A 13,031-nucleotide genomic window follows, 5' to 3' on the forward strand; every position below is an offset into this window, starting at 1 on the left:
GCCGGGAGCTGGACGCGAAGCTTGCGGCGAAGCCCGGTATTCCTGGTGCTCTGGGTTCTTGACGGGTGGGTTCGCCCACTGACGTGAATCCTTTCGCGAGACGGGCTGCTACGTCCGCTGACTACACCGCGCCGATGCCGGTCGATCGTCGGCCCCTGGGGAATTGCTCTCAACTCGGGGCCGACGGCCTGCAGCGCGGCTTCCGAAGTGAAGCCGACACTCCCTGCTACGGGGCAGGTCCCGGAAGGGTTCTCTCGCAGCGGCCCGATGCACAACCGTGACATCCCCCTGCCCCCCGGCACAGACCCGGATCCGCGTCCCGTGCGCGGACGCGGACTCATCCCGGACAGGAACATCGGGGAGTCGGGCCAGGGTGTTGCGCCGGTCGAGGTGTGCGAGGGCCGGTACTCATCGTTGGTCCGCCACCCGACAATCTGCCCGGCAGCGTCCGAGAGCCACTGCCCGACCACGGCCCACTCCGGCGGCGGCCCCATCCCTGCCCAGGTCGGGTCGACCCTGCCGAACCAGTGGTCGGGCGCCAGCCGGGAGGCCTTGCGGTCGTCCTGGGGCGGCTCGGGCATCGCGGACCCGCGGCGCCCTCCGGGGAGTGGTCCGGATCCACGGAAGTGGTGGGAATGTCACCGGCCACTCCCGGTGCCTCCTACTCGCTCTCACTCATCTGCTGCTCCCTTTGCTCTCGGTGGTTGATCAGGTCACACGGCGCCGTGTCGCTCACGAGCCGAAGGCGCTCTCCCAGAACTGCTTCGCCCTGTTGAAGCGCTCCGAGGAGTTCTGCATGTGCGCCTGGGCCACCGACAGCTCACAGCCGGCCGTCCCCGCGCTGCCCGCGAGGGCGGCCGCCGCCTCCCGCTCCCGAAGGGTCATCGCGGCCGCCGCCATCGCGTCCGCCGCCTCCTGGTACTCCCGCCGGATGAGCTCCGCCGGATCCGGCCGGTCCTCGAACGCGGCGCCCCCGGCCGTGCCGATCCCCGAACCGCCGTCGCCGACGCCGGCGCCCTCATGGGGGAATTCGCCCGCCCACGCCGACCGCGCCGCGGGCTGCGGCGGAACGGCCTGGTAAGTCGGCTGCGTCTGGGCCAGTGGCGTCGGTGGGTCGACGGCCATCGCCGCGTCCGCACCCGCGCCCGTGTCGGTGGAGGGGTCCACCACCTCCGTCTGCGTCCGCACGCCCGCCCCACCCACAACGGACGTTCCTTGCGCAGGCCTGTCGAGTGTGTTCTCGCTTTCCGGGGTGACCAGACGCAGTTGGTGTGGCGCCGACACCACGCCGCCGCCATCCGCGGCCACGGGCTCTTCCGCGGGCTTAGGGGGCCTGGGTGCGTCGAGGAACGCCTCCGGGATGGCGGGCCTCGGGGGCATGGTGGTTCCGGGCTGCGCCGGCGCGGGCTCGGTTGCGGGCGGCGGCGTGACGGACGGAGCCGCGGACTCGGTTGTGACAGGCAGGACCGCGGGCGCTGTCGTACGGGACAGAGACGCGGGCGCGGACTCGTCCGAGAGCGACAACTCCTCGGCGGTGTCCTCCGGCACCCAGAGGTTCGCGAGGTCCTCCTCCGGGATCGGCCGCAGTTGGGGCGACCAGAGCCCGGACCAGCCGTGGGACCGGCGCCCGAAGGCGTTCGCGGGGACGGCCACCGTCGACTCGGCCCCCTCCGCCGGGGTGGCGGTGTCCGGCAGCGGCGGCAGGTCCTTGTTCCGGTCCCGCAGCGGCGGCAGGTCCTTGTTCCGGTCCGGCCCGAAGAGCTCCGGCAGCGCCGCCTCGAGCCGGTCGAGCAGCTTGCCGTCCTCGCCGAGCGGCAGCATGGCGAACAGGCCGCGCGGTGCTTTCACTTCGAGCGTGCGCTGCGGCCCCTCGAAGACCACCGTCAGGTCGAACTGGTAATAGCGGTGCGAGCGCTTGACCTTGCCGGTCCTGGGGTTCTCGTCGTTGGAACCGTCCCTGTACGCGTAGCCGCTGCTCTGGGTGACGCCCCCGGAGGCCGCCGCGCTGCCGTAGAGCGTGGTCGGCCCGGCGCCGTCGCCCACGGTCCGCGGTCCCGCGCCCGCCGACCAACCGCTCGACCGGGCCTCGGAGTGCGCCGTGGACGGATCCTTTTTGGAGATCCGGGCTGCGTCGTACACCGCGCCCCGCGGCGGGCCCACCACCCTGGCGTGGTCCAGGCGGAAGCCGACACGGACGTTCTGGCCGTTCACGGGTACGTCGTACGTGTGCCCAAGCAGCGGGGCGATGTTGGCCTTCAACATGCCCGTACCGGTGAAGTGGGCGTACTTGGGGCCCGCGGTGGTGGTGAAGTCGACGCCCTCGACCTCCCAGGCCTTGGCAGCCTGGAGGTCGGGGTCCCGTTTGGCCGTCGAGGCGGCCAGCTTCGCCCAACGCTCCACCGCAGCCGCGGCCGGGACGGCCAGCGGGTGCAGGCGGCGGAGCAGGCCGGCCGCGAGTCCGGACACGGGCGGGCGCGCCACCGCAGGCGCGGCCGGGGCGGCCAGCGTGTGCAGGTGTTGGAGCAGGCCGGCCGCGAGTTCGGACACGGGCGGACGCTCGACCCAGCGCGGCTCCTCGCCGTACACGCGGCTGACGGGCGGTACGAACTGGTCTCCGGCGGGTCCGGTCAGGTGCGAAGGGACGAGGATGCGTACATCGCCCGTTGCCTGTCGGGCACCGGAGCCACCCTCGAACCAGGTCCACGCGCGGTGCCCGTTCAGCACCTTGGCGACGGGTTCACGCGAGTCGAAGCCGTGGTGCGCCATGCCCAGCACCGCGTGGTGCACCCCGGTCACCGGCAGGTCCAGGACCTGGGGCAGCTCGGTCGTACCGCCCATCTCGATGCTGAAGACCAGCTTGTGGTTGAACTCCTCCGCCGTGTCCTGTGGGTCCGCGTCGTAGATCTCCGATTGGGGCTCCGCCTCGGACACCGTACGGCTGCTGGTGCTCCGGTAGCCGGCGTTGGCCTCGAAACCGTCCCTGCCGCTGGCGTCGATCGCTCCGCCCCGGCCGTGCAACTCCCCGCCCCACGAGCTGAACGTGCCCACGTCCTTCCGGGGGTTCTCGGTGGCCGCCACCGCCACGTTGAGCTTGACATCGGTGCGCGGCCGGTGCGCGTGCGCGGCCTCCAGCTCCTTGGCGCGCACCCGCACCCAGATGTACGAGGTGGCGCCCAGGAATCCGGGCACCGGGAGCCACGCCCAGACCCCGGTGCCCATCAAGTCCGGCATCTGGTTCTCCAACGCTTCGGAGGAGAAGACCTTGTGCAGCGCGCGGGTGAGCAGATCGGGGCGCGGCGAGTCGGAAGGGGCGGGTTCCTGGACCGAAGGGTCGGGCTCCTGGAAGGAAGGGAGGACGCCGTGCGCCTGGAGGCTGGTGGTGATGACGTCCATGACCTCGTCCGCGCGCAGCCGTTCGACCCGGCCGATGCCGGCCGCGATGTCGGAGGTGAGGTAGTCGCGGTCGGGCCGGACGGGCGGCTCTCCAGCAGACGCTGTCCCGGGTGCCTTGTCCGCGGAAGGCGGATCCTTCGGCTCCAGATCCTGCCACACCCGTTGCGGTACGAGCAGTTGGAGGCCGTCTTCCACGCTGAGGTAGCCCGTCTCCTCCCCCGCCGGCTCGCCGTTCTTCTTCCAACGGAACACGGTGAACTCGAAGACCGGCAGCGACTTCACCTCGTGTGGTGACGTCTTGTAGATGGCCTTGTTCCTGCCGAGCTGTCCGGGCTCCTTACGATTGGTTTTGCTCCACCCCTTGGAGACCCAGCCCCGGCCCTGCAGGTACAGATGGCCGCCGCCCGGACCCACCGCGGACTTCTGTTCCCGTATCGGGCCGTCCGCCGGGTCCGGCTCGGGCATCGCGCGCGCCGCCGTGACGTAGCCGCCCACCGTGGCGCTGACGCCGAGCTCGACGGTTTCCTCCTCGACCGAACCCTGTACGGTGCCTGCCTCCTTGGTGTCGACGATGTCCACACCGGCCGGGGTCTCGCCCAGGTCTTCCGGCTCGTACGTCCGCAGCCGCAGCCGGAAGGCCTGCTCGAAGCCCTTGCGGTGCGGCAGTTCGCCCTCGTGGCCGAACCGGCCGACCATGCCGTTGAAGGCCGATTCCAGGACGGCCGGGTCGGCCAGGGCGTGGATTTCGTCCGGCCAGAGCTCGCGGTTCTTCGCCCACTCGTCTCCCAAACCGTTGAGCCTCGCGTACAACTCGGCAGCCAGCTTGACGAGTTCGGGCGCCGGCAGGAAGGCGGGGACGACGCCCGCCGTGCCGCCGCTCTTGAAGTCGACGCGCTTGCCCTGGGCCGGCCAGGCATCCCCCCGCTTCGCCGTGCCGGCCTGGGCGGCCTGCTCGGGCTTGACCGGCTTCCTGGGTACGAACGCGTGCGGCACGACGACCTCTGCCACCACGTCGTTGTCCTGTTTCAGCCACCAGGTCTCGGTCTCTCCGTCCGGCTGCGGCTTGCGCAGCACCTCATTCCTGTCGCCGTGTGGTTTCAGCGGGGTGAGGTTCAGCTCGTAGACGATGTTGTAGGCGTGCTCGTCGGGCCCCCCCTTCGGCTTGGACCGGCGGCTCGACTTGCTGCCGCCCGTGAACGAGGTGTCCTTCCCCCGCCCGTACCCGGCGAACAGGTGGACGCCGCCGAGGTGCAGCGAGAGCAGGTTGCGGATCTTGACCCGCAGACCGCCGCCGAAGTTGGCCCCTATGCCCAAACGGGTGCCCCGATGGGCGGAGACACTGCCGCCGGCACCTACAACCGACTCCACCTCCATCCCGGTGTCCATGACCTCCATCCCGGTGTCCATGGCGCTGGGCAGCCGTTCCCGCAGGTGGCCGTAGACGGACAGTCGGTAGGGCAGGTTCCCGACCCAGACGGTCCGCCGGTAGCCGGCGAACACCCGGCCTGGGTTCTGCTCCATGGCAGGCCGGCCAAAGGCGGACGACAGTTCCCGCTCCACGGTGGTCCAGTCCTTGGCCTTGTCCTTGACCTTGTCCTTGAGCGCGGCGAGGAAGTGGCCCTGGACCAGCTCGGCGCCCGGGAGGGCGAGCGTGGTCGCGAAGCCGCCGCCCTTGCGGGAGGCCAGCGCAAGCGGCTCCCGCGGGTGCGGCGCCGACAGCTCCTCGTCCAGCTGGGCGGGCCGATTGTGGTCCCGTTTCAGCGGTGTGCCCTCCCGCGGCAGTGCCCTGACATGGGGCCGGGCACCCAGCGGTCCGGGCCGCAGCGGCGGACGCGCGGCCTCCTCGGCAGGCGCCGCCAACGGGCGGAACTCCGGGGTGTGCACGTCGGCGAGCACTCGCCGCTCGAAGTCGGCGGCCTGCGGCCGGCCGCGGAACATGATGCCCAGCTCCGACTGGACCGTAAAGGTCACAGGCTCGATGTCCGGGTGGGTCGGCGACTCGACCGACACCGACATCCCGAGCCCGGCCGCGTAAGTGACCTGCGGCTGACCGGACTTGAACTCGGTATGCCGGGTGGCGGTCGAGGACACCGAGTACCCGCCGCTGCGTGTGGAGCTCCCCGTGATGCCGGCGTCGGGGAAGCTGCCCGCGACTACGGAATCCTCGCCGATGTGCGACAGACCGCCCAGCAGGACGCCACCGGTGATGGCGGCGCCCGAACTTCCAGCCACTGCGGCAGAGTTTTTGGTGGCGATTCCCTCCAGGCCGCGACTCGGTCCCGGTTCGGAGAGCCCGAGGAACTGCAGGCTGTCGATCCCGGCCCGGATGGTGAAGGAGCCTCGGAACGGCTTGCGCTTGCGCGGGATCGCCGCCTCGATCGGCCCCGTCGACAGCCCTGAGGTGAGCACCCAGCGGGCGTGCTGGCCCAGCTCCTTCTCACCCAGCCACGGCTCCAGCTGGGTCATCACGTCCTCCACCGTCACGGCGGGCAACCCGGCGTCCTTCAGCCGCCGGTGCAGTCCGGTGACCAACGGGACGTTGTCGAGGGCGTTGAGGTACTGCGGGCTCCGTACGGGCCGCTGCACCGCGGGCTGCTGGCCCTGGGCGGCCTGCCCCGCGGCCGTACCGTCCTGCAGCGCACCCACCGGCGATACGCCGGCCGGAAGCCCGGGCGGGAAGACGACGCCGAGGTCGCGCTGGACGACCGCCCAGTTCTCCGGTTCCTCGTTCTTCAGTTCCTCGCCGTCCACGAACACGCGGAACCGGATGCCGGCGTCGGCCGCCGAGAAGTCCTTCCACTCCGGGTGGGTGCGGTGCGCGGTCTTGACGGTTCGCTCCGCGTTCCGGCTCTCGGTGGTCGACGCGGTGACGCTGACGCGCGGGACGAAGGACGCGCCGGACGCTTGGGCCAGAGCCAGGTCCACGGCGGTGACCACGGCGGCGGACGCGGCGGAGGTGGTGGTCCGCGCGCCCGTACGGGTCGTGGACTGGGTGCCCACCGTGAACTCGCGGTCGCCTTCCGGCGTCCAGCCGGGCGGTACGGGGACCTTGGCGGGGGTGGTGCCCGTCTTCGGGGCTGCGGCGTCGGTGCCGGTGCCTGAGCCGGTTGCGGTACCGGGTCCCGCGGCGGGGCCGGCGCTCTGGCCGTGCGGCCGTACGCCGGTCAGCACCGGCTTCAGCCAGACCAGCTGGTTGCCGACGACCAGCGTCCGGCCAGTGGCCAGCACCTTGTTCCACTCGGCGGGGTCCGTGGAGATGAGGATCTCCCTGAGGGCCTGGGTCACCGCGTCCCGGATGGGCGGTTCCTCGATGTATTGGGCGGCGATCGTGGCCCACATGTGGGCCAGGCCGTCCGACCACTTCGGCACGCTTCCGACCTCGGCATCGCCGAGCGCGCCGTGGTCCACGTACCAAGGGTAATTTTGCGGCGGGGGCAGCGGAGCCGGGTTCTCCTGGGCCGGACCCTCCTCCGGGTGGTCGACGACGGAGTGCGGGGACTCCCCGGTGAGACCGTAGTCGATCTCGTCGTGGTCGATCGGGGTGCGGGCGGGTGGGTTCTGGTCGGCGGGGGGCGCCTGCATGGCCGGGGGCAGCAGGGCGGTCCTGTCCCGGCCTTCCTCGCGGCCCTTGCCCTTGTCCGGCGAGGTCCCGGACGGGCCTGCGGTGGACACCTGCTCTCCGGTGCCCGTCTCGGTCGCCATGACCGAGGTCGATACCTCCGGCTCCAAGCCGGACGGAACGATCCCGTCAGACTCCGGCAGCGCAGACTCCGTGGTCTTGACAGCGTCGCCCGGGGGCGTGATCCGAACGTCTTCGGCGTCCTCTTTCTCCTGGCCATCGGGCTGTATTCGAGGCGTCCACTGCGGTATCGCGGCCTCGAGACGGCGAATGAGATCCGGGTTGGGGTGTTCGGCCTTCCGGGCATCGGAGAGTGCCCTGGTAAGCCCGTTCAGCATCGAATTGTCACTGCGGGCCATGCCGACGAAAGGCCCCTGAGAACTCTCCCCTTGACTCCGGCCGGGCGTGGCCGAGCGGCCCGGGGCAGATTGCGTAACGGTCGGGTGCTGGCGGGGCGAAGCGGCGGTGGCCTCAACCGACGATCCGGCGGGTGGTACAGCACCGTGTGACGTTCCTTGCGCAGGCCGGTCGAGTGTGTTCTCGCTTTCCGGGGTGACCAGACGCAGTTTGCTTATCCAGTCGGTGAGCTGCGGATCGAACAATAGGGTGGTCTCGTGCTGCCCCAAACTGGGCTTCAGTGTGCCGGCGTCTTCCAAGGAGACGGCGCCGAAGATGTCCTGGGCATAGGCCGACATCAAATCGGGCGTGCCCTTGGGCAGATAATTACTCTCCTGCAGCAAACCCGGCCCGGAGATGTTGCCGGCCGACTCCTTGAGATTCCTGCTGAACAGGTCGGCGTGTCTGGCGTGTGCTTCTTCACCATAGTTTGCGTTGAAGTTGTCCTTGAACCTCTGATAGCGCAGCGGGATACCCTCCAGGGCGCGCTGTGCAAACACCGAACCGGCAGGGGAAATGATGACATTGGTATTGAGAAAGCCCCGCCGATACATGTGCTCGGCGGCACGGGAGATCTGCTGGTCGGTATCTGTGATGTGGTCAAGTTTCGCGTGGCGCAAGGCGTCTTTGACCGAGGCCATGTCCCGCAGCCGGGGCGCGAAGACCGGAAGGTCCTCGGGGTGCATCATGATCCCCTCCAGCGCCTCCAGGTCCACATCACCGGGGTCAATGTCCACATCGAGGTAGACACCACCCCCTTGGGTCTGATCACTGAGGATGGCGAAGCGGACCAGGTCGGAGACCATGGTGTGGACCCCGCGGTTTTTTGCCTCTTTGTACACCTCCTTCGCGGCCGCCCCGCCCTGCTGCTCGACCAGAGACTCACTATTGGTATGCACGGTCAGGTGGTTCCGCAAGCGATCACGGACCTGTTCAGGCCACATATCGAAGCTGTCATCGGTCCACAGATGGAGTCTCCACCCCCTGTTTTGAGCCTCGGTCGCCCAGGCCTCGATGTTGGCCAGGGCCTCCGCAGAGGGCTGGTTCCCCGCCCAGTACATGGGGATCTTCTTCGGCAGCGCGGCACGATCGGCGCTTTCCGTTTGCGACGCAACCTGACGGTAGTACCGATCCAACTCCTTGTACCTTTGCGCGGGACCGATGACCTGCAACCGATGCAGCAACAAGCGGACGGAGGCATGCTTGCCGACGGCCACCCAGGCATTGATGAATGAGCGCATACCCTCGAGATCGTTGCGATCCACCATCCGACCGTCATAGCCACGCAGATGCAGCCTGTTGTCAATATCCGACTTAGCCAAATCAACACTGGCCACCCGCGGCCGACCGGTGCCTACGCTCTTGCCCGGTTGAACCAGCTTCTTGGCCACGCTCTTGGCCTGCTCTGGATCCATCTGATCGTAGATCAGCTTCTGGGTCAGGTGGTCCACGAGCTTGGCCCGGACCTCGCCGGCCCGCTTCGCGGCGGTTCGGCCCGCCTGCGCATCAGCGGCTCTGGTCGCCAAGCCGGACAAGCCCGGCGCCCCACCGAGCGTCGCGCGCAGGGCCACCCAGCCGTGGCCACCGGCCTCGATGGAGACCCGCAGCCGATCCGGATCTACGTTCGCCCTCAGCTGCTGCACCACGTGCTCGGCGAAATCGGTCAACTTCCCTTCGGCGACCGCGTCGACCCGGGCGGACCCCTCAGAGAAGTCCACCACCGTACGGGCGAGAACATCCCGCTTCGCTGTAGAAGTCAGATTCTGAATGCTCTGCCGGACCCGGCCTCCGGGCACACCATAGGGAGAAAAGCTCTCATCAAACACATCAGCAATCTTCTTTTGCAACCCGATTGTCGCCATCTCCCGATTAAGGGATTCCATTCCGAGGCCAGAGTAAACGACATCGACTCCATGGACGGCGATCAGGTTGCTGAGGTCAAAGAAATCCTTGGCATGCCCCCGATGACGAGCCGCATCCGCCTTGTTGTAGATGCAGTCCTGAATGGACATGACCGGCATACCGTCGATCTGGAATCCTGCAGGATCCCTCAGGTCCATATTGGTGATTTCGAAAGAAACCGCGTTGTCCGCCTTGCCAGGACGGTAAACCCTCTGCTCATGCATCGAATGCGTATCGAACGTGTCGACCTGGTAACCAGCGACCCTCAACGCCGAGGCGGCACGCTTGCGAGCCTTCTCGGGGTCCCCAGCATGGGTATAGATGTCAACATCCCCTGCCGGGCGATCGGTCACCTTGTGAGCATGCAACGCCAAGCTGCCACCCAGGACAAAACCCGTGCCGAGGGCCTTCAACGCGATGCGGGCGATCTCCCATTTCTCCGCTTCCCGCTCATGTGCCAGGTGTGCCCGGGCATCCGCCACACGCGCGGACGCGGCGGCGACCGCGCTGCCGTCAGCGTGGGAGGAGGACTCCACTCCGGCGGCGTGCGCCGCCTCGGCGGCAGCCAACGTGCCCTCCGCTTCGAACACGGCACGCTCTGCGTCCTTGAGCGCCTGGTGAGCCTCGCCCTCCTCCCACAACTCGACTAGGTCGGCGGCCTTGCCTTTCCCCTTGTCCGTTGCTGTGGTCGCCCCCGCCTCCGTCTCCACGGCCGTCGGCGGGCGCTGCGGGTCGTCGGAGAGCAGCGCGCCGAGGGATTGCACGGCCCCGTTGAGTTCGCCGTCCGGGCCCACTTCGGCCCACATCAGCGTGGTGGCCGGGTCCCGGTCCTCCGCCACCGGCACGATGACCGGCGCGTCCAGGGCCTCGGCCGGCACTTCCGGCAGCGTGAGCTCGGTGATCCCATGATTGTCCGGGACCCCCGGCTCGCTCCCGGTCACGGCGTCCAACTGCCGTCCGGGCGCCTGGGGCATCTGGGTGGACAGCAGTGTCGGACTACCACCGCGCCTCCGGATGACCTGGCCGGTCTGCAGGATGTCAGCGATGCCCTGCGCCATCAGCCGCAGATGGGCGAAGCGCAGGTCGGCCGGCAGCTGCTGGTACGCGCTGGCAATCTCCTCAGCGCCGGCCACCCGGACGTCCCCGCGGTTGTGCAGATGGAGGTTGACCTCATTGAGGAGATCGGCGAGGTTCGGCGGCGGCGCCCCGACGCTGCTCCCGGTGAGGACGCCGGCTGCGCGTTGTGGCCCGTTGACCGGTCCGTCCACTTCCTCGACCACCGGAAGCGGCTCGCTCCCGGTCACGGCGTCCAACTGCCGTTCGACCTCGCTCAGGTGTGCCAGGGCATCCGCGACACGCACGGACGCGGCGGTGACCGCGCTGCCGTCGGCGTGGTCGGAGGACTCCACTCCGGCGGCGTGCGCCGCCTCGGCGTCCGCCAACATGTCCTGCGCTGCGAACACGGCACGCTCTGCGTCCGCGTACGCCTGCCGGGCCTCGGCCTCATCCCCCCACTCGACCACCGGAAGCGGCCCGGGCTGCGGTTCCGTGCCCGCCTCGAGGTCGGCGGCCTTGCCTTTCCCCTTGTCCGGTGCTGTGGTCGCCTCCGTCTTCACAGCCGTCGGCGGGCGCTGCGGGTCGTCGGAGAGCAGCGCGCCAAGGGAGTGCGCGGCCCCGTTGAGTTCGCCGTCCGGGCCCACTTCGACCCACATCAGCGTGGTGGCCGGGTCCCAGTCGGCGGCCACCGGCACGATGACCGGCACGCCCAGGGCCTCGGCCAGCACTTCCGGCAGCGTGAGCTCGGTGATCCCATGGTCTTCTGGGACCCCTGGGGCGGCCGGGGTCAGCGGGACGGGGAGGACCACCGGCCGGCCCGGGAGCCAGCCCATGTTCTCCTGCAGGAAGTCCGGCAGGCCGGTCAACGGCACGGTGTGCGCGCCGAGTTGCACGGTGTCCTGAGCCGGGTCGTACGTCGCCCCGTACAGCACTGGCGGCACCTCGCCGCCCGGCTGCACGGACCCCGGCAGGATCTGCCCGGCCAGCACCTGACCGGACAGGACGCCGTGCCGGAGGATCTCCGCGGCGACCAAGTGCTGCGCACGAACCATCGCCGGGTGGATCACCACGCCGGGGCGGCTCTCCGGCCGCGGTACGAGCGGGGCGATACCGCGCGGGTCGACGCCCGGCAGCACCTGGTGGGCGCGGACGGTGAGGATCGTCGAGGCGTTCGCCAGGGCGGAGTTGGCCGTGGCGGGGTCGAGGTCCGGGTTGGTGAGGACCGTGTGCGCCGCGTCGGGGTCCCAGCGGAGGTCTTGCGGCCGGGTCGGCGGCGAAGTGAGGGCGGCGCTCTGGTTGTCCGCGCCGGGTCGCGAGGCGTCGGGGTGAATGTCTGCCCCGGGACGCGGGGTGCCGGACTGGCCGTCCGCAGCGGGACGCTCGGTACCCGCCTCCGCACCGGCCACGTCGGCCGGACGCTGCGACACCGACGTCGTCCCCGAACCGGAGTCGGGGTGCTCGACCTGGGTGGCCGAGCCGTTGCCGCCCCTGTTCATCGTCGTTCCGGCGCCCTCGGGCGAGCCCGGGCCACCGATCCCGCCACCCGATCCGCCCGCCGGCAGATCGTTGATCGTCATGCTGGGCTCCGTACGGGCCGGCCAGATCCGGCCAGGAGAACCGCCCGCAGGCCTCGCGGCACCCGACTGCGGGCGGGAGACGGGCGTTTCGACACCCAGCCGCCCGCCCGTGCCCGGAGACGAACTGCCGCCCGCGGTAACCGACTCTGCGTTGCCGACCCCGCTGACGGTGGCGCGGCAGCGCACGTCGACCCGGCGGATCTCACCGGAACGCAGGCGGAGGTGAGCCATCTGGCCCTCCTTCGCGATCAGCCGTGCGGAGGCACCGGCGGAGCGGGCGGCCTGGGCACCGCCACCGGGACGGAGCTCGATCGCGTGGATCGTGGTACCGAGCGGGATGTCGCGGAGGGCCAGGATGTTGCCCGGCTTGATGTCGGCCCCGGCGCTGTTCGCCCCGTCGGGCACCGGGCGCCCGGACGTGTTCGGCCCGGTGTGCTGAGGCAACGGGGAATCCGGCATGGACTCGCCCGGCCCCGGCCGCGCCTCGGAGTTGGGGGTATTCGCCGTGGGCTGCGACGTGTCCGGGGTGTTGGCACCGTCCTGAGGCCTGGCGGTGGTAGTGGCGGGGTGCTCGACCTGGGTGGCCGAGCCGTTGCCGCCCCTGTTCATCGTCGTCCCGGCGCCCTCGGGCGAGCCCGGGCCACCGATCCCGCCACCCGATCCGCCCGCCGGCAGATCGTTGATCGTCATGCTGGGCTCCGTACGGGACGGCCAAATCCGGCCAGGAGAACCGCCCGCAGGCCTCGCGGCACCCGACTGGGCCACGGGGTCGATGCCGTTCGGCACGCCACCCAGCCTTTCACCGCCACCCGGAAACGGATTGGCCGTCGAGCCGCCCGCGCCCGCGTCCGGACGGCTCGACCCGCCCGCCGGCAGATCGTTGATCGTCATGCTGGGCTCCGTACGGGCCGGCCAAATCCGACCAGGAGAACCGCCCGCAGGCCTCGCGGCACCCGACTGGGCCACGGGGTCGATGCCGTTCGGCACGCCACCCAGCCTTTCACCGCCACCCGGAAACGGATTGGCCGTCGAGCCGCCCGCGCCCGCGTCCGGACGGCTCGACCCGCCCATCGGCAGATCGTTGATAC

General features: G+C 70.0%; 1 protein-coding gene. It reads right to left on the bottom strand.

Going from position 1 to position 13,031, the window contains the following annotated elements; all coding sequences use genetic code 11:
- Positions 1-732: 732 nt before the first annotated feature.
- Positions 733-12,834: a hypothetical protein gene (locus ACI2LP_RS04315; protein ID WP_404723057.1), complete on the bottom strand. Its 12,102-nt coding sequence runs from the start codon at positions 12,832-12,834 to the stop codon at positions 733-735.
- Positions 12,835-13,031: the final 197 nt, after the last annotated feature.

This window comes from Streptomyces sp. NPDC019890 (assembly GCF_044903445.1).
GTDB lineage: Bacteria > Actinomycetota > Actinomycetes > Streptomycetales > Streptomycetaceae > Streptomyces.

Coding starts and splice junctions, on each gene's coding strand:
- ACI2LP_RS04315 (WP_404723057.1), bottom strand. CDS start 12,834: ATGACGATCAACGATCTGCCGGCGGGCGGGTCGAGCCGTCCGGACGCG.